Origin of the sequence: Rhizobium sp. NPDC090275, assembly GCF_044772225.1 — a bacterium.
Classification (GTDB): Bacteria; Pseudomonadota; Alphaproteobacteria; order Rhizobiales; family Rhizobiaceae; genus Rhizobium.
Genome location: NZ_JBIVYL010000002.1, coordinates 353,060 through 377,938, shown reverse-complemented (window position 1 = coordinate 377,938; position 24,879 = coordinate 353,060). Strand labels below are relative to the sequence as shown.

Annotated in this window: 33 protein-coding genes and 1 tRNA gene; 20 read left to right on the top strand and 14 right to left on the bottom strand. The window is 61.3% G+C overall.

The genetic code is table 11. The features are described from left to right. The 12 genes from ACIQUB_RS06150 to ACIQUB_RS06095 all read right to left on the bottom strand — a co-directional run bounded on the left by ACIQUB_RS06150 (position 1) and on the right by ACIQUB_RS06095 (position 9,227). On the bottom strand, positions 1–1,254 hold the full coding sequence (locus tag ACIQUB_RS06150; RefSeq protein ID WP_402928902.1) for a hypothetical protein: 1,254 nt from the start codon (positions 1,252–1,254) through the stop codon (positions 1–3). Further along, positions 1,251–3,272 carry a DNA cytosine methyltransferase gene (locus tag ACIQUB_RS06145; protein WP_402929121.1) on the bottom strand — a complete coding sequence of 674 codons (2,022 nt, stop codon included), beginning with the start codon at positions 3,270–3,272 and terminating at the stop codon, positions 1,251–1,253. Before ACIQUB_RS06145 ends, ACIQUB_RS06150 begins: the two co-directional genes overlap by 4 nt. A 74-nt stretch (positions 3,273–3,346) precedes the next feature. Beyond that, positions 3,347–3,643, bottom strand: coding sequence for a hypothetical protein (locus ACIQUB_RS06140; RefSeq protein ID WP_402928900.1), 297 nt, complete (start codon positions 3,641–3,643; stop codon positions 3,347–3,349). Further along, on the bottom strand, positions 3,643–3,852 hold the full coding sequence (locus ACIQUB_RS06135; protein WP_402928899.1) for a hypothetical protein: 210 nt from the start codon (positions 3,850–3,852) through the stop codon (positions 3,643–3,645). The genes ACIQUB_RS06140 and ACIQUB_RS06135 overlap by 1 nt, the downstream gene beginning before the upstream one ends. A gap of 3 nt (positions 3,853–3,855) precedes the next feature. Further along, positions 3,856–4,383 (bottom strand): hypothetical protein, encoded by a 528-nt coding sequence (locus ACIQUB_RS06130; RefSeq protein ID WP_402928898.1) that lies wholly within the window; start codon positions 4,381–4,383, stop codon positions 3,856–3,858. After that, positions 4,380–4,826, bottom strand: coding sequence for a hypothetical protein (locus ACIQUB_RS06125; RefSeq protein WP_402928897.1), 447 nt, complete (start codon positions 4,824–4,826; stop codon positions 4,380–4,382). The genes ACIQUB_RS06130 and ACIQUB_RS06125 overlap by 4 nt, the downstream gene beginning before the upstream one ends. Then, positions 4,823–7,354 carry a DNA methyltransferase gene (locus ACIQUB_RS06120; RefSeq protein ID WP_402928896.1) on the bottom strand — a complete coding sequence of 844 codons (2,532 nt, stop codon included), beginning with the start codon at positions 7,352–7,354 and terminating at the stop codon, positions 4,823–4,825. The genes ACIQUB_RS06125 and ACIQUB_RS06120 overlap by 4 nt, the downstream gene beginning before the upstream one ends. Continuing rightward, positions 7,354–7,914, bottom strand: a complete 561-nt coding sequence (locus ACIQUB_RS06115) for a GcrA family cell cycle regulator (protein WP_402928895.1) — start codon at positions 7,912–7,914, stop codon at positions 7,354–7,356. Before ACIQUB_RS06115 ends, ACIQUB_RS06120 begins: the two co-directional genes overlap by 1 nt. Then, positions 7,911–8,132: a hypothetical protein gene (locus ACIQUB_RS06110; protein WP_402928893.1), complete on the bottom strand. Its 222-nt coding sequence runs from the start codon at positions 8,130–8,132 to the stop codon at positions 7,911–7,913. Before ACIQUB_RS06110 ends, ACIQUB_RS06115 begins: the two co-directional genes overlap by 4 nt. Positions 8,133–8,136: 4 nt before the next feature. Beyond that, entirely contained in the window at positions 8,137–8,634 is a 498-nt protein-coding gene (locus ACIQUB_RS06105) for a hypothetical protein (RefSeq protein WP_402928891.1), read from the bottom strand. 143 nt (positions 8,635–8,777) lie between these two features. Next, positions 8,778–8,853 (bottom strand) — tRNA-Met (locus ACIQUB_RS06100). A gap of 104 nt (positions 8,854–8,957) precedes the next feature. Then, positions 8,958–9,227, bottom strand: coding sequence for a helix-turn-helix domain-containing protein (locus ACIQUB_RS06095; RefSeq protein ID WP_402928889.1), 270 nt, complete (start codon positions 9,225–9,227; stop codon positions 8,958–8,960). Positions 9,228–9,326: 99 nt separating this feature from the next. Here ACIQUB_RS06095 and ACIQUB_RS06090 point away from each other — a divergent pair, with 99 nt between their 5' ends. Further along, complete coding sequence (locus ACIQUB_RS06090; protein WP_402928887.1) at positions 9,327–9,959, top strand: helix-turn-helix domain-containing protein; 633 nt, start codon at positions 9,327–9,329, stop codon at positions 9,957–9,959. A 528-nt stretch (positions 9,960–10,487) separates the two neighbouring features. Here ACIQUB_RS06090 and ACIQUB_RS06085 read toward each other — a convergent pair. Beyond that, entirely contained in the window at positions 10,488–10,838 is a 351-nt protein-coding gene (locus ACIQUB_RS06085) for a hypothetical protein (RefSeq protein ID WP_402928885.1), read from the bottom strand. A 272-nt stretch (positions 10,839–11,110) separates the two neighbouring features. Between ACIQUB_RS06085 and ACIQUB_RS06080 the strand changes: the two genes are divergently transcribed. The 17 genes from ACIQUB_RS06080 (at position 11,111) to ACIQUB_RS06000 (ending at position 22,385) form a co-directional block, all read left to right on the top strand. Then, positions 11,111–11,821: a hypothetical protein gene (locus ACIQUB_RS06080; protein ID WP_402928883.1), complete on the top strand. Its 711-nt coding sequence runs from the start codon at positions 11,111–11,113 to the stop codon at positions 11,819–11,821. Beyond that, positions 11,818–12,180 (top strand): hypothetical protein, encoded by a 363-nt coding sequence (locus tag ACIQUB_RS06075; RefSeq protein ID WP_402928882.1) that lies wholly within the window; start codon positions 11,818–11,820, stop codon positions 12,178–12,180. Before ACIQUB_RS06080 ends, ACIQUB_RS06075 begins: the two co-directional genes overlap by 4 nt. Then, positions 12,180–12,692: a single-stranded DNA-binding protein gene (locus ACIQUB_RS06070; protein ID WP_402928881.1), complete on the top strand. Its 513-nt coding sequence runs from the start codon at positions 12,180–12,182 to the stop codon at positions 12,690–12,692. Before ACIQUB_RS06075 ends, ACIQUB_RS06070 begins: the two co-directional genes overlap by 1 nt. 21 nt (positions 12,693–12,713) lie before the next feature. Continuing rightward, positions 12,714–13,055, top strand: coding sequence for a hypothetical protein (locus ACIQUB_RS06065; protein ID WP_402928879.1), 342 nt, complete (start codon positions 12,714–12,716; stop codon positions 13,053–13,055). 32 nt (positions 13,056–13,087) lie between these two features. Beyond that, the gene (locus ACIQUB_RS06060) at positions 13,088–14,035 is read left to right on the top strand and encodes a DUF2303 family protein (RefSeq protein ID WP_402928877.1); all 948 of its coding nucleotides are present in this window, start codon (positions 13,088–13,090) and stop codon (positions 14,033–14,035) included. A 2-nt stretch (positions 14,036–14,037) separates the two neighbouring features. After that, positions 14,038–14,454, top strand: a complete 417-nt coding sequence (locus tag ACIQUB_RS06055) for a DUF4326 domain-containing protein (RefSeq protein ID WP_402928876.1) — start codon at positions 14,038–14,040, stop codon at positions 14,452–14,454. After that, complete coding sequence (gene dnaN, locus ACIQUB_RS06050; protein ID WP_402928874.1) at positions 14,441–15,568, top strand: DNA polymerase III subunit beta; 1,128 nt, start codon at positions 14,441–14,443, stop codon at positions 15,566–15,568. Before ACIQUB_RS06055 ends, dnaN begins: the two co-directional genes overlap by 14 nt. Before the next feature lie 12 nt (positions 15,569–15,580). Next, a complete protein-coding gene (locus ACIQUB_RS06045) occupies positions 15,581–16,204 on the top strand; it encodes a hypothetical protein (RefSeq protein WP_402928872.1) in 624 nt (207 codons plus the stop codon). Next, positions 16,201–17,139: a hypothetical protein gene (locus ACIQUB_RS06040; protein ID WP_402928871.1), complete on the top strand. Its 939-nt coding sequence runs from the start codon at positions 16,201–16,203 to the stop codon at positions 17,137–17,139. Before ACIQUB_RS06045 ends, ACIQUB_RS06040 begins: the two co-directional genes overlap by 4 nt. Beyond that, positions 17,130–17,597: a hypothetical protein gene (locus ACIQUB_RS06035; protein WP_402928869.1), complete on the top strand. Its 468-nt coding sequence runs from the start codon at positions 17,130–17,132 to the stop codon at positions 17,595–17,597. Before ACIQUB_RS06040 ends, ACIQUB_RS06035 begins: the two co-directional genes overlap by 10 nt. A gap of 10 nt (positions 17,598–17,607) precedes the next feature. Then, positions 17,608–17,820 carry a hypothetical protein gene (locus ACIQUB_RS06030; RefSeq protein ID WP_402928868.1) on the top strand — a complete coding sequence of 71 codons (213 nt, stop codon included), beginning with the start codon at positions 17,608–17,610 and terminating at the stop codon, positions 17,818–17,820. Positions 17,821–18,395: 575 nt separating this feature from the next. Next, a complete protein-coding gene (locus tag ACIQUB_RS06025; RefSeq protein ID WP_402928867.1) occupies positions 18,396–18,905 on the top strand; it encodes a GIY-YIG nuclease family protein in 510 nt (169 codons plus the stop codon). A 12-nt stretch (positions 18,906–18,917) separates the two neighbouring features. Continuing rightward, positions 18,918–19,259 carry a hypothetical protein gene (locus tag ACIQUB_RS06020; RefSeq protein WP_402928866.1) on the top strand — a complete coding sequence of 114 codons (342 nt, stop codon included), beginning with the start codon at positions 18,918–18,920 and terminating at the stop codon, positions 19,257–19,259. Positions 19,260–19,262: 3 nt separating this feature from the next. Continuing rightward, on the top strand, positions 19,263–19,760 hold the full coding sequence (locus ACIQUB_RS06015; RefSeq protein WP_402928864.1) for a hypothetical protein: 498 nt from the start codon (positions 19,263–19,265) through the stop codon (positions 19,758–19,760). Continuing rightward, entirely contained in the window at positions 19,760–20,032 is a 273-nt protein-coding gene (locus tag ACIQUB_RS06010) for a hypothetical protein (RefSeq protein WP_402928862.1), read from the top strand. The genes ACIQUB_RS06015 and ACIQUB_RS06010 overlap by 1 nt, the downstream gene beginning before the upstream one ends. 244 nt (positions 20,033–20,276) lie before the next feature. Next, a complete protein-coding gene (locus ACIQUB_RS06005; RefSeq protein ID WP_402928860.1) occupies positions 20,277–21,470 on the top strand; it encodes a tyrosine-type recombinase/integrase in 1,194 nt (397 codons plus the stop codon). Positions 21,471–21,920: 450 nt separating this feature from the next. Beyond that, entirely contained in the window at positions 21,921–22,385 is a 465-nt protein-coding gene (locus ACIQUB_RS06000; protein ID WP_402928858.1) for an acyltransferase, read from the top strand. Positions 22,386–22,540: 155 nt separating this feature from the next. Here ACIQUB_RS06000 and ACIQUB_RS05995 read toward each other — a convergent pair whose 3' ends face one another. Continuing rightward, positions 22,541–23,005, bottom strand: coding sequence for a BA14K family protein (locus ACIQUB_RS05995; protein ID WP_113237008.1), 465 nt, complete (start codon positions 23,003–23,005; stop codon positions 22,541–22,543). Positions 23,006–23,230: 225 nt separating this feature from the next. Between ACIQUB_RS05995 and ACIQUB_RS05990 the strand changes: the two genes are divergently transcribed. Both ACIQUB_RS05990 and ACIQUB_RS05985 read left to right on the top strand, forming a co-directional pair. Next, positions 23,231–23,872 (top strand): DUF47 family protein, encoded by a 642-nt coding sequence (locus tag ACIQUB_RS05990; protein ID WP_026283297.1) that lies wholly within the window; start codon positions 23,231–23,233, stop codon positions 23,870–23,872. Next, complete coding sequence (locus tag ACIQUB_RS05985; RefSeq protein ID WP_113237007.1) at positions 23,872–24,876, top strand: inorganic phosphate transporter; 1,005 nt, start codon at positions 23,872–23,874, stop codon at positions 24,874–24,876. The genes ACIQUB_RS05990 and ACIQUB_RS05985 overlap by 1 nt, the downstream gene beginning before the upstream one ends. The last annotated feature ends 3 nt before the right edge of the window (positions 24,877–24,879 follow it).

The following is a 24,879-nucleotide window of genomic DNA, read 5'->3' as shown; positions in this document are numbered from 1 at the left end:
TTATGCCCTTTCAGAAAGAAGACTGGCGAAATCCGCGCCTACGGGCGGCCACCAGACCTTGATGTCGCGGCCGGGCGCTGACATCCGGGCTTTTGCCCGGGCCATGGCGGCGGCCGTGAAGTAAAACTCGCTGTCACCGTCGGCGAGCAGCACAAGTGCGGCGACATGCGCCGGAACCTGCATGGCTTCGTCCGCCTGCTGATCCGGCTTCGGGTGCGGCCAGACCGGAACCTTGCGGCCATCGACCGGGTAGCTCTCGCTCCTGCCACGGCCGCGATCGGCCGGGCCCGCAAGATTGCCGAGGTCGCCGGCCGCGAAATAGAACGTGTCGGCGCGGAAGCCCTCGTAACCCGCGACGGCGACGGCGTTCTCGATACCCTCGCCCCCGACCCAGCGTCTGGCCGCCAGATCGCCGAGAACAGGGATCAGAGATCCCTTCTTCGTGCCGCGCACCTTCTTGGTGGCGAGCGGCTTGCCCTTGGCATCAAGACCGAGAGACGGCCGGAATTTCGGCGCGTTGCGCATGTCGATCCATGTCTGATGGCAGCCGGTGACCTGGCCGTCGAGCGTGACGAGCGGCGCGATCATCGCCGGTCCCGAATGGATCGACCGCTGGCGGCCGAACTCGTCATGCTCGTGCCAATAGGTGTGGCGGCCGTCGAACCGGATGTTGAGAAAAAGCTCCATCGGCACGGTGCAGCCGGTGCGCCGCAACAGATAGGCCCGGATCATCCGCGCGCCGTAGAGCGTTTCGTCCAGGCATTCCTGCGCATGGAAATAGATCCCGCGCGCCCGGGCAATCTCACGCTCGCGGTGCGCGTTCTGGTCGCGCTCCTGTTCAGCCCGATCGGCCTCCATCTTCGCCCGGCCTTCCGCGATGCGCTCCTCACGCGCCTGCCGATCCTCCGGCGTCTCGCGTTCGCCGCCTTCAGGAATCTCTTCGCCGAGCACGGCCGCGCAGGCTTCGAGAAACCCCGAGCGCGTATGGAGATCGAGACGCAACAGGTATCCGGCAAGCCCGATGCCCGTGCGGCCGCCGATACTGTCGTTGCGGCAGTTCCACGCTTCCTTGCTGGCGCTGATCGAGAACCGGTCGGTGCCCCCACAGCGCGGGCACGCCTGGCCGCGATCACTCGACCACGGCAGACCCTTCACCTCACCTTTCGGCCGCGGCACGCCGAGACGCGTCGCCGCCTCGGTCACGCTGACTTGCTGCGCCTTCAGGACGAATTCTTCAATGATGGGATCGCTCACTCTGCCGCCTCGTGCAGGACGGCGAGATGCCCGCAATTCGCTCCAACAAGAGCTTCGGCAACCGGCGGCGATACGGAATTGCCAACGCAGCTGACCTGAACAGATTTCGAGAACACGCGCCCTTTGCCGTCGCCGTCGATCATATAATCTGCCGGAAAGCCTTGGGCGTTATACAGCTCGCGTGGCGTCAACATCCGCATGCCGATATCGACGATAACGAACACCTCGTCGCCGATCACGACCGTTACGAACTCCCGATCATCCCAGAAACCGCGTGTACGCAAGAAATCGGCGACCTGGCGCGCACGCCCCTCCTGCGCCGCGGTGAACGGCGGCGCGTCGATACTCGCCTCAACATGCCCGTGTCGGTCCTTGGTGGTGATCGTACGGCAAGGCTGATCCTCCTCGCCGCCGTCGCCAGTCCCGTAATAGGCCTGCAGATACGGGGCGACCAACATCGACTTTCCGCCGCCGTCCGCCGTCGTGGTTGCCAGAGGCTGCTCCGCCTCGTGGCCGGTCGACGTGCCGAACTGGCGAGAAACGAAGGCGCTAACCACGCCCTGCTGCGCTCCTGTCGATGTTACGGTCGACATAGGTTCGCCGATGGGTCTTCCGGGACGGGCAATATCCTGACCGTCCTTGCGCGGGTCCCCGTTATGTTGTGCGATGAACGCGACAGCGGAGCATACATCAGCCTTGGCGGTGATCGTTGCGAGAGGCTCATCGCCGCCCCTTGGACGGCTCTGCCCAGCCCGCCCGCCGCACCCCACGAGTGACGGCACGATAACAGCGTTCTGGTCCTTGCCGCTGGCCGTGATCGTATGATGGGGATCCTCGACACTGCGATTGGCGCCGCCCTGCTGAGCGTAGGTTAGAACCGGAGCCACAACTGAAAGACCCGCCCCACCTGCCGTTATGGTGTGCGTCGGCTCATCCGCCCCGTTGAACGGCTTGCCGCTGTTGCGCATCGTCATCAGGTGCGGCGCGACGACACCAACCGGAGCGCATCCGCCGGGGCGCTTTATGAAGCTGTTTGCCGTGATCGTGGACAATGGCTCTCGGACATCCTGCCCGGTCGCCCCGGTATTCATCCTGATTACCGAGGGGGCAACGACGGCCTTTTCGCCTCTGTTCGCTCCCGTGATTGTGTTGAACGGTTCCGCGGCATCCTCGCAGCGCGCACCGTGCGTCAGGTTGACGATGAACGGCCGTTCGGCATCAAGAACGTACCGCTTCATGCCGCGCGCCACGCGCGCCATCGTGTTGTCGGCGAGAGGACGCACAGACCGAAGGCCGTGCTTTTCCATCACTTCATCCGTTGTGTCAAAAATCGACGGGCACGGCTGCGACCAATCGATGATCTCGGCTGCCGTACGCCAGGGCAGCTTTCGGCCCGCGATCACATCACGATCATCTGGCGCGCCGTGGGTGGGCTTCGGCCAGACAATCGGCTTCTTGTCGAAGCGGATGATGACGAAAAGGCGCTTGCGGATCGTCGGCGCGCCGTAGTCGCAGGCGCGCAGCTCCTTGTACTCGATCCTACCACCGAGGCGACGCAACGCCTTGCACCACTTCTGGAAGGTCTCGCCACGGCGCTCCGGATCGGGCATCTGCCCCTTGTCCGTCATCATCAGCGGGCCGTAATCCTTGAACTCCTCGACGTTCTCCATGATGACGACATCGACCTTGCCACCGCTCTTCTGAATGCGCTCGATCCAGCCGGGGATCACCCAGCAAAGATCCCGGATATTGCGCTCCACTGGCTTGCCGCCCTTCGCCTTGGAGAAATGCTTGCAGTCCGGCGAGAACCACGCCAATCCGACATGGCGGCCGTGCAGGTAGTCTAGGACATCCACCTTGTAGACATTCTCAGAAAGGTGGAGTGTCTGCGGGTGATTGGCTTCATGCAGCGCCAGCGCGTCGGCATTGTGATTGATGGCAAGATCAGGCGATCGACCCAAAGCCATCTCGATCCCAGTCGAGGCGCCCCCGCCGCCAGCGAAACTGTCAATGATCATCGGCGGAATATGACCGCCATGCTGACGCAACAGCTCGGAAGTGCTCAGATCACCAAAAAGCGTGCCCATGTACATCAAGCAGATCCCTTTCTGAGAGACGCAAGATCGCGCTCGTTTGCGATGCGCAGCTGGCCGCTGCGGGTGAGTGCGGTCAGCGCCTGATCAAGCTCGACCCCTCGAGGCGTCGACCAACGGCCGGGCTGGATGGCGAGATAGGCCGTGCCGCGTGACCAGCCGCGCAGGCTATAGGCCTTGTCGATAAAGCGAAGTCCGTCCTTACTCGCGTCCAGATCGAAAGCACGGAGCGTTTCGGCACGCTGCAGCACATCGGGTGCTACGATCAGCACGACCCTGGTGTTTCTCTCGCGCATCAGGCCGCTCCCACGATGTCGACGATCGGATCCGGCGCCGAGATGAGATTGCCATCGAGCGCCACATGCGGTGTGCCGAGAAGCATGTGCAGCCGGTCTTCCATGTTGCGCGCCTCGATCTCGAACGCCTGAAGGGTCAGCAGCAGCCCGGCTTGCGAGCCTTCGTGCTTCAACCTTTCGCGCATATGCCGGATCGAATCGGACAGCATGTGTCATGCCCCGGTCGTATCGAGGTGGAAGACGGCGGCGGCGAACTGCTCGCCGCGTTCGGTGGCGCGATAGAGTGCGGGCTTGTGGCCGGAACCAGCGGCCGCGCGGACGATAAGCCCCTCATCCAGAAGCCGCGCCATGCCGGCATCTATCATCTTGTGCGAAACACCGAGCTCCGACGCCAGATCGTCTTTCCCGATGGAAAGCTCGAACTGACGCTGCGCAGCGTATTTCAGGATCAGGAAGCTGCCGCGCGGCAGACCTTCGGTACGGTGAGCCGGCTTCGATGTGCCGTCACCCGCCTCATCCACGGTCTCGGCCGCCCGTGGCAATTGATAGCGATGGCGAGCACTGGCCAGCCTCTCGATCACGGCCGGCCGCACATTGAGCGGCCGCGCGATCTGCTCGATCGTCAGCCCGGCTTCGCGCATCAGCGCGACGCACTCGCTGCGCACATGCGGCGCCATGGCCGCCAACTGCTGTTGCGTGACAACGGGCGGGAACCCGAAACGATCGGCTACGAAACTCATGACCACCTCGATTGTCTTTGGAGCACCGCAACAGTTGCGGACGGCTCGGCGCGCGCGGCGGCCTGGGCGTTGATGAAATCGGCATATTGGGTGACGGGGGCGTCGGACGCTTCCGCGAGGATCTCGGCGACAAGCCTGCGCTCCGCTTCGGCGCGCTTCGCCCGCCACTCGTCCAGCCGCTCGAGAAACTTGACGGTCATTCCCTCGATACCGCCACGGAAACGACGGTCCTGCCACGCGAGCTGCGCGGCGTCGTGACGATGCGCGCCCCAGGCAAACCAGCATCCGAAGCAACGGACGCCGACCGGCAGCTTGCGGATCTCGTCGGCCTCGGTGACGATCCGGATGAATGGCGGCACATCCTGCAGATGCACGCCGACGACATCGAGGCTGGCGCGCTCGGCGTCGTCGGTGACCACGAAGAGATGGACAGGCTCGCTCACTCGGCGGCCTCCAGCAGATCGAACAGCGTCGGCATGGCGCGTTCGCGAGCGATCGCTTCGACATACTTGCAGCCATCAAGGAAATAGGCCGGGTTCAGCTCCACCGCCTCGGCCCGGCGACGCAGTTTCAGCGCGCGATAGGGAACCGTCATCAGGCCGCCGAACGGGTCGAAGACCGTCTCGCCTTCTTCGGTGTATTGCAGGATTGCCCGATCGACGATGTCGAACTGCAGCGGGCAGAGGTGCAGTTCCCGCCCCTTGGCCGCCTGCAGCGTGTTCATCGACAGCATGCGCGTCACATCGGTCCAGACGTCGTCGTGCTTGGAATGCGGAGGCAGCAGCATAAATGTCGAGGGCAGCATGCCACGTTCTTCCAGCGCTTCCGCGACCTTAACGTGATGCTCGAAATCGTATACGCTATCCAGCTGGAAAGACTTCCACATCTTGAAGATCTGACTTGCCTCCAACCCTAGCAATTCCTCCGGCCGCAAAAGCCTGTTGCCGGATGACGGCTCGTAGCCATGGGCATCGAGCTGCCAGCGGGCGCGGCTGTATCCGTCGTCGCTAGACCAGTTCGAGGCCTCCGCCGACCACTGGCGCTTCTTCTTGCCGACGGGCTTGTCGGCGTAGCCGTTCGAGGCATCGCTTGGTGGCTTGCGGAAGATCAGCAGGTATTCGGGCAAGCCATTGCCCATCCGGCTGCCATCCTTGCACTGCTCTGACCAGCCGAGACGGTAGGTCTGATTGTTCTCGCGCACGACGTCGGTGGTGATCGTCTTGCGGGAAAGGAAAGCGAAGCCGTGCTTGCGAAAATGTGCCGTGCAATCGTCGGCGAAAGGGTAGACCGTCTGAAAGCCGAGACCTGTCATGCCACCCGGCACGATCCGGTCCTTGACATGGATGGCGGCGATACGGCCCGGCGCCAGCACGCGCAAGAGCTCGGGGATTAAGAAATCCATCTGCTCCCAGAAATGCGCATTGTCGTCGGTATGCCCGAAGTCCGCATAGTTCGGCGAATATTCGTACTGGGTGGAAAATGGGATCGAGGTGACTATCAGGTCGACGCTGTTGTCGGCCATGCCCTTGCATTCCAGCACGCAGTCGTTGTTGGCGATGCGGTATCCCTCGCCCCTGACCTCTATACGCTCCACGCCCATGGCGCGGGACAGCGTTGCGGCCATGGCTGCAGCCGAAAGGCCGAATTCCTTAATGATCGCGGTCATTTCCGCCCTCTGCTCGATGTGGCGGCGCCACTTGGCTTCCAGGCTGTCGCGCACCGGGCGCTCGGCCTCGGTGTAGATCAGGTCGAGACGAACGACATTCGTCTGCAGGAATCGCTGGATGCGGTGGACGGCCTGGATGAAGTCGTTGAACTTGAAGCCGATGCCCAGAAAGATCGCCCACGAGCAGAAGCGCTGGAAATTGCAGCCAGACCCCATGATCGAGGCCTTGCCCGCGAGCTCCTGAATGCGACCTTCGGAAAAGTCGATGATCGTATCTTCGCGGACGGTGAGTTTTTGCGTGCCGTAGACGGTGCGAACGGATGGGATGGCCGCCTCGATCGCATGACGCTCGGCCTCGAGATCGTGCCAGATCAGCCGGTGCGCGTCGGGATCCTCGGCGCGCAGTTCCATCATCTTGGCGATACGATCCGGCAGGCTGTCGCGCTTCTCGCGCGCCGTCTCGACCAGAGAGGCCGACACGTTGCGCAGCAGGCGTCCCTGCCCGTTGCGCTCCATGCCGGCCGTCGTGTGGTCCGCCGGGAGTTCGTGCCAGTTGACCTGCATTTCCGGCAGGTCGTATCCCTCGTCGGAAAAACCGAGATCGGACGGGCGCTCGACGAAGAGGCCCCAGCTTGCCACCCAGAGCCAGAATTCGCGGGCCTTGTGCGGGTGGATGGTGAGCGTGTCGGCCTTTTCGGAATTGCGCTTGAAGAACCGCGTCTTCGCCTGGCCGACGTCCATCACCTCGAGGAATGCGCTGTAGGCCAGAAGCTCGATGAATTCGTTCGGGCTCGGCGTCGCGGTGGCCACGAACTTGAAGCGGACGCCATCGAACAACCGCATGAATTCGCGGAATGTCTTCGATCCGCCGAAGCCGCGCAGGCATGACGCCTCATCGAGGCTGGCTGCGGTGAAGTGGTGCGGATCGATCTTGCCGTCGCGCACCGTCTCGTAGTTCGTCATGTAGATGCCGTCGGCGCCGGCTTCGAGGATCGACCGGACGAAGGTGATCTCGATCCCTAGCATCGCCGCATCGCGACGGAATTCCTGACGGACACCGAGCGGAATGACGATCAGCCCGCGGCCGCCGAACCGTTTCAGCACCAGGCGCAGGATCTCCAGCTGAATGACGGACTTTCCGAGACCGAAGGCCGCGAAGATCGCGCGACGCCCACCGGCACACGCCCAGATGACGATGGCGCGCTGGTGCGGCTTCAGGATCAGGTTGATTTCATCGTCCGAAACCGTGAAGCCGCCTTCTGGCGCCATCTGGATCTTCGCATGCAGGAAGGCGCCGTAATCCATCAGGCGACACCCCGCGAGATCGCCGCGTGCTCGGCGCAATAACTGCTGTCAGGCGCATCGCCGCCGCGACGCGGGCGGCCGCAGCAAGGCATGTCGGCTGTATCCGCATCCTCGAAATCGGTAAGCGGCCAGGCGCACTGAAATCGGCCGACCTTTGAGAACGGGACCGTTTGGCTGTCGTCGAGGCGGAAATCCCGGTGGCGATAGTTGCCGGCCGGCCGATTCGGAATGTTCATCGCCTGCACGACAGGAGGAACCGGATCGGGCCGACGGGCGCGCGGCGCCGACGGCTGGTATCCGAAGCTCGAAGTGCGCTTGACTACATCTGGCACCGTCACTGCAGCCTTCGGAGCCGGACGCGCCGACCGCCCTGCCCGCTGCCCACTCTCGCGGCGCGGCGCGAACAGGTCGGGATGACGGTTGACCTTGCCGAGGACGGCACTGCGCGTGATGCCGCCCAGTCTTTCAGCGATCGCGGCGGCAGACAGCCCTTCGTTCCAGAGCTTGGCGGCGGCGGTAACGCGCGCATCGGTCCAAGAGATATCGACGGAGACGCTCATGCGCGCACCTCGCGCGGCTCAACGTCGCCGCACTTGGCGCAGTATTTCTCGACGACCTCTGCGATCGCCAGGACGTGATCACAGCAGGGGCAGACGTGCGTATTGCTCGATACGGCCTTGATGCCATGCCGGTTGAGGCCACGCATCAGCGTCTCCACGTCGGACACCGACATGTTGACATTGCGAAATGTGATGGATGCCTGACCTTTGCGCGCCATCGGCTCAATCCTCGTTGACGAGGCGCAGCGACGCGTTGACACCGCCTCTGGCCTTGATGGTTGCCAGCGCCGACCGCATGTCGGCCATTGCCGTCTGCATCTTGGATGCGACCTTGTCGATCGATGAGGCTTCGGCCGGCGTGACCTTGCCGTCCGCAATTGCCATCGCCAGGCCGGTGGTCAGCTCTGCGGCGCTGCGCAGGAGCTCGGCATGCGACGTCATCACGCAGACGTCGCCGGCTGCATCCTCGCCCGGATCGCTGAGGCGCCGCCCCTGCAGCTCGGCAAGAACCGTGGTGACGAAGGGGACACCGCACTCGCTCTCGAGCGCCACGACGGCCTCGATCGGCATCAGCGTCGGATCACCGCCGTTCGTCCACCGACCGACCGTCGATTTTCCGAAGTTGAAGCGCTCCTCGATACGGCGCACCGTGCCGCACGCCTCGATCAGGTCGCGCTGCGCGGCCTTTACACGGTACATCCAGGCTTCAGAAAGTCGCATCGTCTCGTCTCCAGTCAAAAAGGCAAACGCGTCCCGCCACGGGACAAACCCATGAAATGTCCCGTGGCGGGACAGAGCTAAAAATGTGAGTTTCGGTCCGTCAGCAGGTCACGGGGGACCACATGAAAAACGAACGCAGAAACTGGTTGCAGGGGCAGGATTTGAACCTGCGATCTCGTGGGTATGAACCACGCGGGATGACCTCTTCCCTACCCTGCGAAACGGTGAGCGGCCGGGGATCGTGGAGGATCGACGCCCCCGGCCGACAGGTACGCCGCCACGAGGCGAAAGACGGCGTACACGTGCAAGTAAATGGAGGGGCATCAACGCGTGCCCTCCGCACAAACTTGGTGATGAGTAATCGGATGGGAAAAAGCATCGGGCCTCTTGTTGCGAAGCCAGTCCAGACGCTGCAAATGAAGATCGTCGAGCGTAACAACACCCGTGGTCAACGCAATAATGCGCTCGACGATGGGAGCGTCAGGACGATTTTCTCCATCCTCATAACGCTGGTACGTCCGCGCGTTCTCGATCGAGAGCGCTGCAGCCATCTCAGCCAGCGTTAATTCCTGCGTAAGTCGCCACTCTTTCAACCTCATATCGTCAATATGTCGATTATCGACAAGAAAGGCAAGCGCTTTTGTTGTCGATTACCGTCATACATGAATTGACGATTATCGTTATAAGTAGCCATGACAAACCAACTGAAAAAAATCAGAGAGTTGAGCGGCCTCACACAAGCCGATGTGGCCGCAGCGCTTGGGATATCGACGGAGAATTACAACCGTCTCGAGAAAGGAAAGACCGAGCTGACGCTCACCAAGATGCGTACGCTCGGCGAGATTTTTCATCGCGAGCCAGTGGATTTCATCTCAAATCATGGCTCCGTACGGACAGTCCGGGTTCGCCAGCCCGTCCAGGCTGGCCAATGGAGCGAATCCCCCCTGTGGGACGAGGACGATTGTTACGACGTCGTAGTGCCCGATGATCCCGAGTACCGCAGCTTCACGCTTCATGGCGCTGAAACGCGTGGCCCATCAATGAATAAGCGGTATCCAGAGGGATCGGCGATCATCTACACCGACATCCATGAAACCGGGGAACAGTTCGTACCAGGCAAGCGGTACATCATCGAGGTCGAGCGGCCGGACGGGCTGAGGGAGGCGACGGTGAAGACACTTTTCCGAGACGAAACTGGCAAGTATTGGCTGATACCAGAATCTACCGACCCAAGGCACCAATCGCCGATCGACCTGTCTGAAGGCGACGGGAATATCGTCCGAGTGGTAGGAAAAGTGGTCTACTCGGTGCAGCGGGAAGACTAATTCCAACATCCTCAATCAACGATAAAGGCGGCCAAATGGCCGCCTTTTTGATTCCTGCTTTGTCGAACAACAGTATATGGTCGGGATTGACGAATAATCATATTGACGATTATCGACAAGTATCCGCTTGACAATCATTGTCGATATTCGACATATTGGCCTCTCCAACAATCAATTGAGGCCATCTATGATCACCTACGCTCCGATCCCTCGCCCAGCGCAAGCGCCAAGCCCCACGGCAACCATAATCTCTCGCATGGCTGAAGACATGCGAGAGATGGCATTCGGCGGCGAGAATGTGAACGAAGACAGTCTCCGTGGCCGCGGCTACACCCAGCCTGTGATCAAACGATTTTCGACGGCCGCAGCTCGCGTTGCCGCACGACGCTCCGTGAGACAAGTCGCCGACACCTAATCGTCGGCCGGCTTCGGAATGGCCCGTTCGCTCACCCCTCGAATGCGGCCATTTCCAAACCGATCAGCGAGGGTATCTCCATGAAACTGTTGACGATATCAGGCGCTCGCGCGTCAGTACGGCTCCATCATGTTGGCGCCGTTCAGACCCTGCGGGCCGTAGAGCGCGATACCCGTCGCGCAGGCCATGTCGCGCCCGCCATTGGCGTTCAGCAGCGAGATCTTGTATCTGGTCAGGTCCATCAGCTTTCGGTTATCCGCAGTCCCCTCGGCCAGGTCTATGTCAAAGGCAGCGATGGCAACCATCATCACCTTGGTGACCGGGCGGAGCGTCGGGCAGAGCTTCTGGATCGCGATGACATCGGCCATTTTGACCATCACCCTGTCCCACGCCTCATCGGCACTGGCGGTGTCGGCACACAGGATGACGGCGCCGATCGCGAAGGCATTGATCCAACGTTTCATTTTCCCTCCTGCGGCAACAACTCAGGATCGCATCTTGCATCCTATCGCGGGAATGGCAAGACAGGTGGATATGACTACTTCACGCCTTTCGGCGCGCGCGTAGACCCTCCTCCGACGGTCGAAGTCTCGTCACCTTGCGTTTCTTACGGGAAGGCGCTGATCATCACCGGCATCTTGTGGATGCTGGCATCAGTCACGACGGGCAACCTCGTCGTTCAGACTTACTACGGCCTCGCCGATCTCGATCAGCAACTCGCTTGGGACGCTCGTCGATGACGTCTCGCCTGGCATCGTCTCCCATCCCCTCCTTCCGCTGCGACGGAACGTTGATGGATCTCGCCGCGCCCGATGCTGCCGAGATCAATTTCAGCGAGATCGCACAGCGGCTGTCGGTCATTCCGCGCTTTGCCGGTAGCCGCATCGGCCCGGTCTTTTCGGTGGCGCAGCACTGCGTCATGGGCACGGAGGCGATGCTCAACGAAGGCGCGAGCAACCGGACGGCCGCGCTCTTCCTTCTGCATGACGCGCATGAAGGCCTGCTTGGCGACATCACCGTTCCGATGCGCAACCTGATCGCGGCCACGATCCGCGATCTCGATCCGAGGATGACCGGCGAGGCGTTCGAGCTCGCGCTCGATACCATCAAGGACCGCTGGGATCACGTGATCTACACGGCGGCGGGACTTCCCGTGCCGTCTGCCTGGACGAACAGCCAGCGCGCGCTTGTCCGCGAAATGGACACCCGCATGGCGGCCGCCGAAGCGCGCGCGCTCTGCGGCCCGCGCGCCGTCGAAATCTACCCGGTCGATCGATACCCGAAGCCGAAGTTTCGCGGCGACCTGAAGCTGATCAAGCCATGGGGTCCGATGAAGGCCGAAGAGGCCTTCATCGAGACCTTCAAGCGGCTGATCGGCGAGGACCGGTTCTTCGAGGCCGCCGCCTGCAACGCCGCCCACCGCGGAACACTGGAGCTGAAGCTGTGACCAAGACACCCATCCCCTGCACCATCATAGACGACAGCTTCAGCCGCTCCGGCTGCAAGCTGGTGCTGACCGACGCCGGTGGCGAACTGCCGCAGGGCGTATCGCGTAGCGGCATTCCGATCAGCCGTACCTTCAGCCCTTCCGCGGTCGCGGTGGTCGATGCCAATTTCGATTGCGTCCTCGCGCCGGTCGATCTCGTGGCGGCCGAGCATTTCGCGCGCAGGATCCTCGACGGCGATCCCCGGGCGCGCACAGAAGGCGGCCGCGACATTCTGCTCGCCAGCGCATTCCTCGCGCTGCTGCTCGTCGGTGGCGAGGTGACACCTGATGGTGGCGCCCAGTTCGCGGATGTCGCGTAATGGCCGGCTCCGTCAACAAGGTCATCCTCCTCGGCAACGTCGGCGCCGATCCAGAGATCCGCCGCACCCAGGATGGTCGCCCGATCGCCACCATCCGCCTCGCTACGTCGGAAAGCTGGCGCGACCGCTCGAGCGGCGAGCGCCGGGAGAAAACCGAGTGGCACCAGGTCGTCATCTTCGCCGAGCCGCTCTGCAAGGTTGTCGAGCAATACGTCAAGAAGGGCTCGAAGATCTACGTCGAAGGCCAGCTGCAGACACGCAAGTGGCAGGACAGCCAGGGCCAGGACCGGTACTCGACCGAGGTTATCCTGCAGGGCTTCAACGCGTCGATCCAGCTGCTCGATAAGCGCGAGGGTTCCGGGTACCGCGCCGGCGGCGATGGAGCGTCCGACTACGGGTTCGACGGCGACCGCGCCTCACGCACCAGCAGCGGCTCCGACGCATCAGGTGCGCCGGCCAACTTCTCCCGTGACATGGATGACGACATTCCCTTCGCGCCCGAGTGGCGCTGATTAACCCGAGAGGACCATCACATGAAAATCATCCGCGACAGCCAGGCGCTCGTCGGCATGCTCGAGGGCGGAGAACTCAACAAGGAGTTTTCGGCCAAGCTGCAGGAAGTGCTGAGCGAACTGGCCGATCTGTCGAACGACAGCCCGAAGTCCACCTTCAAGGGCACGCTCAACCTGAAGCTCGATTTCGCCGTCGCCAACGGCATGGTGACGATCAATGCCGACGTCTCCACCAAGACGCCGAAGCGCCCGCGCCGCGCCTCCGTCTACTGGGTCACCGAAGGCGGCGCGCTCTCCACCGAACATCCCCAGCAGCAAGACATGTTCTCGCCGCGCGAAGTGCGCGACCGCGAAACCGCCTGAACCTCAACGCCAGCAACGAAGGACGCTGACACATGACCAAGGAAACCGCCGAGCTTCTCCCGATCTCGGGCGCGATGGGCGCCGACATCGAAGCGATCAGCAAGCTTGCTGACAAGGCCGGCTCGAAGCTCGAAATTCTGGAACGCACTGATGGACAGCACGGGATCCCTGATCACGTGCCGGTTTTCGTCAATCGCGAGAACGGCCGCATCGAGCCCGTCGCAGACCTGTTCGAGCGCTTCCGCTTCGCGCCCGCGCGCAAGAGCGGCACCGCGAAGGTGACGACGCTGGAAAGCTTCATCGAGCTCGGCCAGCGGCACGCAACGGACGATAGCGCGATCTTTGCTGACACCGACTGGCAAAAGCCGTCACTGACCATGGTCGTCGATTATCACCAGGCTGTCGCCGGCGGCGTCGCCGACAACGGCAAGCATCGCATCCGCTACGATTTCCCGCTCTCCGACGAATGGAAGGCATGGGTTGCCGTCGACGGCAAGCCGATGGATCAGGGCGATTTCGCCGAGTTCATCGAAGACCATATCGCCGAGCTGTCCACGCCCGACGGCATGGAGGAAGAAGACTTCCGCCACAAGTTCGGCTTCCGGGTCGCCTACCCGACCGAAATGCACACGCTGTCCCGTGGCCTGCAGGTGTTTGCCGAAACGCGCGTCAAGAACGCGGTGACGCTCCAGACCGGCGAAGGCCAGATTTCCTTCGAGGAAGAGCACAGGGACGCGAACGGCAACAAGATCGACGTGCCCGGCATGTTCATCCTCTCGGTCTCGCCGTTCTTCATGGGCGAGCCCTGCCGCATTCCGGTCCGTCTTCGCTACCGCCTGGCTGGCGGCAGCATCAAGTGGATCATCAAGCTCTACCGTCCTGACGTCTACATCACCCAGCAGGTGATGCGCGACATGGAAAAGGCGGCATCCGAAACCGGCGCCCCTGCCTTCCAGGGTCAGCCGGAAATGAGCGCCTGATCATGATAGCGCCGGTCCGCATCCAACTGTCCCGCAAGAGAGGCTTCCATCTCGGAAAAGCCTCTCTCGCGGCCAACGGCCTGCTTCCAATCAACGTGGCGCGGCCGAGCAAGTGGGGTAACCCGTGGCGGGTCAAGGTCCGTGGCAGGTTCCACGACGGCGCGGATGCATGGGCCGGCGCACATGATCAGGAGATCAACTACCCCCATCATCGAACCAAGGAAGATGCTGCCCGACGAGCGGTTGACTGCTACGAGGCAGCACTTTCCGAAGGGCGCCTGCTTCGGTTCACCGCCGAGGACGTGTCGTCGCTGCGGGGCAGCAACCTCGCATGCTGGTGCAGCCTTGACCTGCCGTGCCACGCCGACGTGCTTCTCCGTCTCGCCAACCCTGAAAGACCTGATCATGTTCAAGGCTGAAAAGTCCGCCCTGATGGCCGCGCTCGCGCTGACGTCAAACGTCGTCGAGAAGCGAAACACCATCCCCATTCTGCAGAACGTCCTGATCGAGGCCGGCCCGACACCCGGCACGCTGTCGGCCCGACTGAGTAATCTCGACATCGAGGCCTCAACGCCTTTCAGGGCCGACGTCGATATAAACTTCACCGCGTTCACCGTCCCGGCCGGCATGCTCACCGACATCGTCCGCAAGCTGCCCGACGGCTGTGACGTCACGGTCAAGCGCAAGGATGCGCAGGCATCGTCGATCTCGATCGAGGCTGGCCGGTCGCGCTTCAGCCTGCAGGTTCTGCCTGCGACCGATTTCCCCGAAATGAAGGTGCCGTCAGGTTTCCAGCACCAGGTGACCGTGCCGAGCGCGGACTTCGCGGCCGCCATCACGGCCTGCGGCTTCGCGGTATCGACCGAAGAGACGCGCCACTACCTGAACGGCATTTTCCTGCACCCCACCAGCGCGGACGCTGACGAGCAAGGCCTGGTGCTTGTCGCAACCGACGGCCACAGGCTGTCAAAGAGGCTGGTGGCGGCTGCAACCACCCCGGACATGGCGTCCGTGATCATTCCCCGCCAGGCACTGAAGGTAATCGAGAAGATCCTGCCGAAGACCGGCGAGATCAAGATCGAGTTCTCGGACACGCTGATCCGATTCTCGGGCGGCAGTTCGCTAATCACGTCGAAGCTCGTCGACGGCGTCTTTCCGGACTACGCACGCATCGTGCCCAGCGGCCACGAGATGCAGGCGACGATCGCGTCCGCCGCGCTGTCGGCGGCGATCGACCGCGTCGCGACCATCAGCGGCGAGCGCGGCCGCGCGGTCAGCTTCAGCTTCGCCGGCGGGCAGCTTCACCTCGAGGTGAACAATCCCGATGCCGGTACCGCAACCGACACCCTGTCCTATACCGGTGAGGCTGAACTGCAGATCGGCTTCAACGCAAAGTACGTCAACGACGTGCTGGCGCACCTGCCGGGCGAACAGCTGACGATCGAGCTCGCGGACAGCGGCTCACCCGCGGTGCTTCGTAGCGTCGGCGGCAATCCGGAAAACCTGATCCTGCTTATGCCGATGCGTGTGTGAGGGAGAGAACCAATGAGCATACGTCAAGATCTATCGGGATGGCAGGACATCAGGAACGCCCCCAAGAATGGCACCTTTATCCTGACCCGCGTCGGCTACTACCGCCCTTGCGTTGCTCATTGGGCGACCTACGGCGGCAGGACGCGCTGGGGCTCCGACCCTGAAGGCTTCATGGAGGAAGATCACTTCCTGCAGTATTGGCTCACCATAGACTATGAGCCGACACACTGGATGCACTTGCCTGATGAAGGCTACCAGGACCGGGTCGAGGAAGCCCACTACGCCCTGTTCCACGACGATCCGACCGATGTCACCGAACGGCGCGCACGCTTCTTTGAAGAGGCAAACGAGACCTGCCAGGCCTTCGGTATGAGCCGCCAGGAGGCCCATCAGCTCGTCGATTATACCTATGACCGTCCAATCGGCGAGCCGGCCAAAGAAGTCGGCGCCGCGATGCTGACGCTGACGTCGCTTTGCGTTGTTGCCGATCTGAATTTGTTCGGCTGCGCCGAAGCAGATCTGGAGAAGCTGCAGCGCCCCGAGACGATTGCCCGCATCCGCGCCAAGCGATCGACCCGTCACGGCCGTGGGCCGTTGCCCGGATTTGATCCATCCACGGGAGGCACTCGACCATGACCGATACTCAGCCGCGCTACACGACGAAGCGCCTCCACGATGAGATCGACCACGCCCGCCGCCTCGGTCGCCTTGAAGCGCTGCAGGAGGCCGCTGCAATCATCGACGACAGTGTGGGTGAGTTTGAAAAAGCGGCCGGAGGATCAGATGGTGTCGCGCACGACGCGATGCTGCTGGCGGGTGATGCACTCGAGCTTGTCAGGGACGCCATCCGAGAGAAGATCTCCGCCGTACCGGCCAGCGCGCCTCGTGAGGAAATCTTTCCGAAGTATCGGAACCTGGTCAACGGCGATCTCTGCGAACTGGTGTCTCAGGGTGTTGACGGTGTCGCGTTCCGACGGGTTGGCAGCACACAGCTTGCCTATCTCGGCCACCCTGAATTTACCAAGCGATTTGAGGAAGTGCCCCCAGCACCCCTTCCTATTTCGGTGGGTGACGATGGCCCGCGCTACAGCATGAAGCGGATGCGTGACGAGATAGCGAAGGCCCGCGCCCAGGGGCGCGTCGAGATTGTGGATCAGATCAGCGACCTTGCAACAGCCGAGACAGATGTCGGCCCGGTATTCAATCGCGCCTTCCTCGACAACGATACGAATTTCGATCGGTTCATGGCCATCATCTCTGCCGTTGAACCGGCAGCACCCGCAGAGCTTTCGGTTGGAACCTGGCTCCCGATTGAGCGCGCCGACAAGGAAATCACCAACGTCGAGGATTTCTCCGAAGTAGGCGTCACCATCCGCACGTCCGATCGGTATTGGGTCCGCGACGACGATGGTCGCGTCTATGAGGCCGCATGGTCGGAAGGCGAGAACGGCCGAAATTACTGGTGGGACTTCGAAGGCGAAAGCCCGGTTGATCCGTTTGAGTTCATGCCTCACCCGCTCGATCCTCGCTTCCACCCTGACACCAACCTGGAGGATCAGCCATGCTCGTAACCATTGGCGCGCCGGAAGGCGATTACAGGAAGAAAGTCGAGAAAGCGTTTTACGAAGCGCCCGGATCGGACGGTAAAACATGGTTCGATCCGATCTTTGAAATGATGCCGAACGTCAAGTTCGTCACCGAGAAAGAGTTCTGGGGCTGGCGCAGCAGCCGAGGCTTCAAGGCTGAAGCTTGGTGTCAGAATGGCGTGAAGAGGTCGCCCAGGGCAACTCCGGACGGAAAGGCGATGGAAGGGTGGGCCACCATGCTCCTCTACTTCGTCGACCACGCCCACTACATCGATGGAGGCTTTGGCGTCCTGTACTTCCATTCACACGGCAACGAGGAGGTCCGCTATTTCGGCTGGCAGAAGTGCGTGCACGAGTTCAACCACCGGAGCACCGGCAACTGCCAGCACGAATATACCTGCACGAAGTGCGGCAAGTCCTACGACGTCGACAGTAGCGGTTGAGGGCAAGGCCATGAGGATTATTACCAAAGAACGCGGATATTTCCTTGGCACCCACAAGGGCGCCACGATCGAGATCGAGCGAGACCACGACCACCCGCAGCACAAATTCTACATCCGTGTTCGCTGGAAAGATGGCGGGCACCTGTACGACGGCTATTCGCCTGAAGGCGTCAACACCATGGCCGAGGCGAAGCGGGAAGCCATAAGAGGAGCGTGCCTATGAGCATCGTCCGCGATAACCTCATGAACCGCGGGGGATACTCGCCATACTGCGGCGGTCCAACGTGCCGGATTATGCCTCGCACCCAGTTCAACGGCAGTCAGTTCGAATGCAAGTGCTGCGGCTGGCAATCCGGCTTCGAACCAGAATTCATCACTGCCTATAAGGCGAAGTGGCATACCCCCGCGCCCGTAGAGAGGGAGGTTGGCAATGCATAATCACACAGCCGGCCCGTGGAGCCAAGGTACGACCTTGCGCAATCCAATCACGCGCCGATGGACCGATGATGAATGGCAGACTAACCAGCTCCGTGAACTGTGCCTCGTCTATTCCGGGTTCAGTGGAAGCGACGCAGGCCGCACCCGGCTCTTGGTGGCCCAATGCGTTCGCCCAGAAGATGCGCGATTGATAGCTGCCGCTCCCGAGCTCCTCGCGATCGTCATGGCCATTCAAGAAAAGGGCTGGGCTGGCTTCGACGATGTCGAGGGGATGCAGATCCGACGCAGGGCTCTCGCGGCTGTTCAATCGGCACTTCCAGCCGTCAGCCAGCCAGCGTCACCCGTCCAGAGGTACGCCGAATGACCATACAGGTGATCGACGCGCTCGGCCCCTTTCGATTAACCCGCGGCGGAAACGGCAAGTATCGGATCGACGGACCACATGGCTTGTTCAGGTGGACGAAGGACGGATGCCCGTTTGAGGCCATGAAGGCAATGGTCGACGCTTACAGGTCTTGGCACGAGGCGACACTGTTGCAGCGAGTTTATTTTATCGGAGAAAACTACGACGTCGGCGGCCTCGTGAAGATTGGAATTTCGTTTGATCCCGCAAAGAGGCTCCGAGAGCTACAGGTCTCCAACCCCAAAAGGCTGTCAATTTTAGCAATCACCTACGGTGGAAGGGCAGAGGAGATCCGGATGCATTCCAAATATGCAGATCGGAACATCAAAGGTGAATGGTTTTCTGTTGATCGAAAGCTACGCGACGAGATGATCAATATGTCGCGCACGATCGAAAGCCACTTAGACGAACTGCTTACACTTCGAAAATCACCGAGCGATGATGACATCATCGCACTTCTCAGATGATGGAGGCGACCGATGCCAATTCGCGCTGAGCGGCAGGCTCTCTATCCGGGCGGCGGCACGCATTCGAGAGAATGGAAGGCCTTTCGCGCGGAAATCCTTCAGCGGGCAGGAAACGCCTGCGAGGGAACGCCGATGCATCCCCGCGCGGCAAACGGTGAGGCTCATCCGGAGACCGGCAGCAAGGTCGTTCTGACGATCGCGCACATGGACCATGACGAGCGTCACGCCGATCCGGCGCGCTGCCGCGCGCTCTGCCAGCGCTGCCATCTCCGCTGGGACGCTCAACACCATTCCCGCAATGCCGCCGCCACTAGACGGCGAGCTGCGGCCCTTTCCCCAACTGTTCAGGAGTAGCCCATGTTCTGCAACCTTCAGGAATCGGAACTGCCCGTCTTGGCGCTCTCCATCCGTCAGCCATGGGCGCAGGCCATTGCGATGGGCTGGAAGGACATCGAGAACCGCAAGTGGAATACCGCGCAGCGCGGTCTCATCTGCATTCACGCCAGCGCCTACACCAAGAAGAACTTCGAAGACGATCGCGAGGACTACCTCGAGGTTGTCCACGACTACGTAAAGGCGTCCCCGCACAGCGAATTGTCGAACATCGACGAAAGCGGGCTGTCCTTCGGTGCCATCATCGGCGTCGGCCGCCTCGTCGAGACCACCAGGTCGCACGATAGCCCTTGGTTCTTCGGACCCTACGGGTTCGTCCTGGCCGAACAGCAGATCCTCCAGACCCCGATCAAGGTCAAGGGCGCCCTCGGCTTCTTCGACTGGCGTCAGCGCCTGATCGTACCCGCCCCGGTAATATCGCCGCCGGCCGCGCCCCAGCCAGCGCAAGGAAGCCTTTTCTGATGTCAAGTTCAGTGCGTAAGACATTCATCTCAAAGCTCTCGGCGCAAAGTCGCTGCCCAGTCTGTGGCGGCGAGCGCAGCGGCCTGGCGGAAAGATCCTTCGAAGGTGCGGGCGCGGTCATGACCGTCGCCACGTACGATTGCGAAGCCATATTCGGCGCGGACGCTGCGCACATCATCAATCTGCAACCATGCGCATCAGGCTCCGCACTGGCCGCCAAGCTGATGACGATCGAAGTCCATGGCGGCATGCCTAAAGAGGGGACCCAATGAAACCGGAACCCGCCATGCGCGATGTCCCGCGGTTGAGCTTGAGCCGAGCGGAAGTGGCATATGCCATAGGTGTCAGCCAGAACACTGTCGACCTCATGGTACAGGAGGGCGTCCTTCCCCCACCACGAAGATGGCACAGCCGAACGCTCTGGCTTGTCCACGAGATATCCGCCGCTATGATGGATTGGCCGACAAGGGGCGGCGAACCGATCTCAGCAGGGGGCGGCGCGGACGACAATGAAGATTGGCGGGCGTCGTGATGATGGACGTGGCGAACATCGACCTACCATACGTGGAGCGCAACAAGTCGCGCCACAAGACGATACGTTACTATCTTCGTATCGACGGCAAGCGTATCTGCCGACTTCCCGACGATATAGATTCTGAGGAGTTCTCGATCGCTTATTGGGCCGCGCGCAAGGCCGTACTGCCGGTTGCCCAAGCCGCGCCCGAACATTCGCCTCTGATGTCATCGATAGTCAAGCCCAATACCTTCCGGTGGCTTTGCCTGGAGTACATGCGCAGCAACGATTTCATGGCGTTGGACACAACGACGCAGACGCGTCGACGCAACATCATCGAGGCGATGTGGGAAGAGCAGCTGCATCCGAACGACCCCGCAGACCGGCGCACCTTCGCCGACATGCCGCTTTCCCGCCTCGATGTCGGCAACCTTGAAAAGCTGCGCGACCGGAAGAAAGACGTTCCTTTCGCCGCGGATGAGAGGTTGAAGGTACTCCGGCAAGTCTTCAACACGACGAAGGAGGGGAAGCCGATCACCGCGAACGTCGCCAAGCTCGTTGCTCCTTTCAAGGTCCACACCGACGGGCATACGACGGCAACACCGGAAGAGATAGGACGTTTTATAGAGCACCATGGCATTGGCTCGAAAGCTGTATTTTACCTGGCGATCCAAATGTATACGGGCTTTCGCGTGTCCGACCTCGCTGCTATCGGCCCTCAACATCGGCGCAAGGATACTTTTAAGCTGCGGCTTTTTAAAAACCGCAAGAAGAAGCCGGTCGATCTGGAAATCGCTATCCATCCGATCCTCGAAGCCGTCTTAGCCACTCACAAGGTGACCGCACTGACCTATCTGGTCACAGATTTTGGCAAGCCATTCTCCGTCAAGGGACTGGGAAACAGGATCTCGGATTGGTGGCGCCAGGCAGGAATGCCGCACCTTACATCGCACTCGATCCGAAAGGGACTTGCGACCGACGTCGCTCACAACGAGGCGACCGACAACATGCTTGAATCTATGTTCGGATGGAGCGGCGGCCGCACGTCAAAGATCTACACGAGGGACGCGAACAGAGCGCGGCTAGCGAGACAAACGGTCGCGAAAATCAACTGGGATGGGATGGGCACGAAACTGCTCTCGGCAGACCAGCCGGAAGAGATTGAGGGTGTGGCAGGGTGTGGCAACGTCGGCTGATTTTACTTGCGTTTTCCCAGCGGGAAAGTGTGGCAGTCAGCTGGCTATGTTACTGCTTTCAAAGTCTTTCTCTACCCCGGGCGAGGCCTCCAATTTTCCTTTCCCAGATCCGATAAGCAGTCAAAGATTGACCGCTTGCGTGCGGCGATTTCCCCTGTCAACGCGGTGAGCGTGTGCTCATTGACAGACGGGCCATCGTTGGGACCTCCACCAAAGGTGGAGTTTCACAGTCGCGGCGCATCTCCTAGCATTCAGCTTTACGGCACCGGCAACCAGGACTGCTAAATGCTCATGCGAGGAATTCGGCTCGGTAAACGCATAGCGGACAGGCTCCCTATTTTCCGTGCAACGCGTAGGCGGAAATTCGGTCGTATTACTGTGGAACTATGGCGTGGCGCGGTCCTAAAACGGGCACGCAATTGCACCTTGTCAGGTGATGGAAGGCTCGACGTGGGTTTTCGCTGGCCAGCTTACCTCGCGGACAAGACACTCGTTGCAGTTTCTGATGGAGGACAATTATCTGTCGAAGGCCACTTCACGATCTACACAGGTAGCAAAGTCGTCGTCGACCAAGGCGCTGTGCTGGAACTCGGAAGCGGGTATCTGAACAGCAACAGTACGATCAGTTGTTTCAACTCCATCAAAATCGGCCGGGATGTGATGATCGCCGAGAATGTCTCCATCAGGGATTCCGACAATCACACCATCGTCAATTCCAACCGCCCAAAAGATGGCGCGATCGTCATTGGCGATCATGTCTGGATTGGCATGAACAGTATCATTCTAAAAGGCGTCAAAATTGGCCCCGGCGCGGTGATCGCGGCCGGGTCAGTTGTCACCCGCGACGTTGAAGCGGGAACGCTGGTGGGCGGCGTACCTGCGAAACTCCTGCGCTCTAACATCGAGTGGCACTAATAGGAATATGACAACGAGGTCGTCGAAGGAAACGACATCGGATCGGATTGAAAGCGCACGCGGCAGCGACGGTTAACGCGGCCACGAAGATCACACAAAAAAAGCCTCCGGCATTGCGTCCGGAGGCATTTCCATTGCGATCGCGTGCCGATCTCTTACGGACCCACGCACTGACGGCGGGGACCATAGTTGGGCTGGTAGGTGTTGTCGGACGCGCGATAGGAGCGGTAGCGGCTATAGCAGTAGTCGACATGCGAATCGCCGGAGCGATAGCGCGGCTGAGACGCGAGTACGCCGCCGAGAATCGCGCCTGCCGCCAATCCGCCGATGATCGCGCCGGTGTTGTCGCTATGGCGGCGATAGTAACGGTCGTCGTAGCGATTATAGTCGCGGCGGTAGTAATCGCGACCACGGTCGCTGTAGCGATAGCGATCCCGATTGCCGTAGCAGTTGCGGTACGGGCCGCATCGATCGCTAAACTCCGGCTTGGGCGTATTCGGCAGGCCGGTCAGTCCATCGACCTCCTTGCCGCGTGGGTAGCGGACGTCAAAAGCGCTGGCCGGGGAGATGCTCCCCAGGCATGTCATCAACGCCACGGCGATAATGGCCAATTTCTTCATTTCAGACCTCACAATCCACAGAGATGCTTCATCGTTGTCCCACGACGAGATAACGCGCATTCCGACAACTCGTTCCAATCGCTTGGTTTTGCTCAGCATTCGCCAGCGAATGCGGCGATTTCGTGTGGTTAACCCTGCGTCCCCGAATGCCCCTCCGGCACTTTCATTGGTCCGGTCGCTGCTTTATGACACTTTTATGACAATACCCTTTCATGGATGGATATTATGCTGAGCTGGTTTCGGAAACTCATGCCACGCGAAGACCGGTTCTTCGATCTTTTCGCACAGCACGCGAAAACAGTCGTGGGTGCGGCCGAAGCGCTGAACGAACTGCTTTCCGGAAACGACACCGAGAAGCACTGCGCCCGCATCGTCACACTGGAAAACGAAGCCGATGATATTACCCGCGATGTCCTGCTTGCCGTTCGCCGCAGCTTCATCACACCCTTCGACCGGGTCGACATCAAGGACCTCATCCAGTCGATGGATGACGCGATCGACATGATGCACAAGACGGTCAAGACGATCCGCCTGTTCGAGCAGAAGAGCTTCGATCCTGTCATGCAGGAGATGGGCAAGACGATCGTCGAGGCCGCGCACATGATCGCCGAGGCCATTCCGCTCCTCGATCGAATCAATGCCAACGCCCCTCGCCTGACGGCGATCGCGGAAGCTGTGACGCGGATCGAGGGACGGTCGGACGAATTGCACGATCAGGGGCTGAAGGACCTCTTCCACAAACACGGCGCCACCAACCCGATGGCCTATATCATCGGCAGCGAGATCTACGGCGAGCTCGAAAAGGTCGTCGACCGCTTCGAGGACGTCGCCAACGAGATCAGCGGCATCGTGATCGAGAACGTCTGATGGACGCCACCCTTGCCTTCCCGCTGCTTGTCGGGCTGATCGCGGTCGCGCTGTTCTTCGACTTTCTGAACGGCCTGCATGATGCCGCCAATTCGATCGCGACGATCGTCTCGACGCGCGTGCTCAGGCCGCAGTTCGCCGTTGCCTGGGCGGCCTTCTTCAATTTCATCGCCTTCCTATTCTTCGGACTGCATGTCGCCGAGACGCTGGGGACCGGGATCATCGATCCCGCCATCGTCTCGCCCATGGTGATCTTCGCGGCGCTGATGGGCGCGATTATCTGGAACATCGTCACCTGGGTGTTCGGCATCCCCTCGAGCTCGTCACACGCGCTGGTCGGCGGGCTGGTCGGCGCTGGGCTCGCCAAGGTCGGCTTCAGCTCGATCGTCTGGAGCGGTCTCTTGAAGACCGCCGGTGCAATCGTCATGTCGCCGATGATCGGCTTTCTCCTGGCGCTGTTTCTCGTGCTCATCGTGTCATGGCTCTTCGTGCGGCAGACGCCGTTCGCCGTCGATCGCACCTTCCGCATCATGCAGTTCGTCTCGGCGTCGCTTTATTCGCTTGGACACGGCGGCAACGACGCGCAGAAGACCATGGGGATCATCGCCATCCTGCTCTATTCGCAGGGCTATCTCGGCGGCAGCTTCCACGTGCCGCTGTGGGTGGTGCTTTCCTGCCAGTCGGCGATGGCGCTCGGCACGCTGTTCGGCGGCTGGCGCATCGTGCACACGATGGGATCGAAGATCACCCGGCTGAACCCGATGCAGGGCTTTTGCGCGGAGACGGGCGGCGCGCTGACGCTGTTCGGCGCCACATGGCTCGGCATCCCCGTCTCGACCACCCACACCATCACCGGCGCGATCATCGGCGTCGGCGCGGCGCGGCGGGTGTCTGCCGTGCGCTGGGGCCTTGCGGGCAACATCGTCGTCGCCTGGGTGGTGACGCTGCCGGCCGCCGCACTGATCGCCGCCGCCTTCTACTGGATCGCCGGCCTCTTCGCCTGAGCG

Excerpts from the sequence above, each read along its gene's own strand:
- ACIQUB_RS06080 (WP_402928883.1), top strand. The coding sequence starts at position 11,111 with ATGACGTCTCGCCTGGCATCGTCTCCCATCCCCTCCTTCCGCTGCGAC.
- ACIQUB_RS06040 (WP_402928871.1), top strand. The coding sequence starts at position 16,201 with ATGACCGATACTCAGCCGCGCTACACGACGAAGCGCCTCCACGATGAG.
- ACIQUB_RS06010 (WP_402928862.1), top strand. The coding sequence starts at position 19,760 with ATGTCAAGTTCAGTGCGTAAGACATTCATCTCAAAGCTCTCGGCGCAA.
- ACIQUB_RS06025 (WP_402928867.1), top strand. The coding sequence starts at position 18,396 with ATGACCATACAGGTGATCGACGCGCTCGGCCCCTTTCGATTAACCCGC.
- ACIQUB_RS06030 (WP_402928868.1), top strand. The coding sequence starts at position 17,608 with ATGAGGATTATTACCAAAGAACGCGGATATTTCCTTGGCACCCACAAG.
- ACIQUB_RS05995 (WP_113237008.1), bottom strand. The coding sequence starts at position 23,005 with ATGAAGAAATTGGCCATTATCGCCGTGGCGTTGATGACATGCCTGGGG.
- ACIQUB_RS06070 (WP_402928881.1), top strand. The coding sequence starts at position 12,180 with ATGGCCGGCTCCGTCAACAAGGTCATCCTCCTCGGCAACGTCGGCGCC.
- ACIQUB_RS06015 (WP_402928864.1), top strand. The coding sequence starts at position 19,263 with ATGTTCTGCAACCTTCAGGAATCGGAACTGCCCGTCTTGGCGCTCTCC.
- ACIQUB_RS06115 (WP_402928895.1), bottom strand. The coding sequence starts at position 7,914 with ATGAGCGTCTCCGTCGATATCTCTTGGACCGATGCGCGCGTTACCGCC.
- ACIQUB_RS06120 (WP_402928896.1), bottom strand. The coding sequence starts at position 7,354 with ATGGATTACGGCGCCTTCCTGCATGCGAAGATCCAGATGGCGCCAGAA.
- ACIQUB_RS05985 (WP_113237007.1), top strand. The coding sequence starts at position 23,872 with ATGGACGCCACCCTTGCCTTCCCGCTGCTTGTCGGGCTGATCGCGGTC.
- ACIQUB_RS06020 (WP_402928866.1), top strand. The coding sequence starts at position 18,918 with ATGCCAATTCGCGCTGAGCGGCAGGCTCTCTATCCGGGCGGCGGCACG.
- ACIQUB_RS06135 (WP_402928899.1), bottom strand. The coding sequence starts at position 3,852 with ATGCTGTCCGATTCGATCCGGCATATGCGCGAAAGGTTGAAGCACGAA.
- ACIQUB_RS06085 (WP_402928885.1), bottom strand. The coding sequence starts at position 10,838 with ATGAAACGTTGGATCAATGCCTTCGCGATCGGCGCCGTCATCCTGTGT.
- ACIQUB_RS05990 (WP_026283297.1), top strand. The coding sequence starts at position 23,231 with ATGCTGAGCTGGTTTCGGAAACTCATGCCACGCGAAGACCGGTTCTTC.
- ACIQUB_RS06130 (WP_402928898.1), bottom strand. The coding sequence starts at position 4,383 with ATGAGTTTCGTAGCCGATCGTTTCGGGTTCCCGCCCGTTGTCACGCAA.
- ACIQUB_RS06055 (WP_402928876.1), top strand. The coding sequence starts at position 14,038 with ATGATAGCGCCGGTCCGCATCCAACTGTCCCGCAAGAGAGGCTTCCAT.
- ACIQUB_RS06105 (WP_402928891.1), bottom strand. The coding sequence starts at position 8,634 with ATGCGACTTTCTGAAGCCTGGATGTACCGTGTAAAGGCCGCGCAGCGC.
- ACIQUB_RS06145 (WP_402929121.1), bottom strand. The coding sequence starts at position 3,272 with ATGATCATTGACAGTTTCGCTGGCGGCGGGGGCGCCTCGACTGGGATC.
- ACIQUB_RS06035 (WP_402928869.1), top strand. The coding sequence starts at position 17,130 with ATGCTCGTAACCATTGGCGCGCCGGAAGGCGATTACAGGAAGAAAGTC.
- dnaN (WP_402928874.1), top strand. The coding sequence starts at position 14,441 with ATGTTCAAGGCTGAAAAGTCCGCCCTGATGGCCGCGCTCGCGCTGACG.
- ACIQUB_RS06065 (WP_402928879.1), top strand. The coding sequence starts at position 12,714 with ATGAAAATCATCCGCGACAGCCAGGCGCTCGTCGGCATGCTCGAGGGC.
- ACIQUB_RS06140 (WP_402928900.1), bottom strand. The coding sequence starts at position 3,643 with ATGCGCGAGAGAAACACCAGGGTCGTGCTGATCGTAGCACCCGATGTG.
- ACIQUB_RS06090 (WP_402928887.1), top strand. The coding sequence starts at position 9,327 with ATGACAAACCAACTGAAAAAAATCAGAGAGTTGAGCGGCCTCACACAA.
- ACIQUB_RS06045 (WP_402928872.1), top strand. The coding sequence starts at position 15,581 with ATGAGCATACGTCAAGATCTATCGGGATGGCAGGACATCAGGAACGCC.
- ACIQUB_RS06060 (WP_402928877.1), top strand. The coding sequence starts at position 13,088 with ATGACCAAGGAAACCGCCGAGCTTCTCCCGATCTCGGGCGCGATGGGC.
- ACIQUB_RS06110 (WP_402928893.1), bottom strand. The coding sequence starts at position 8,132 with ATGGCGCGCAAAGGTCAGGCATCCATCACATTTCGCAATGTCAACATG.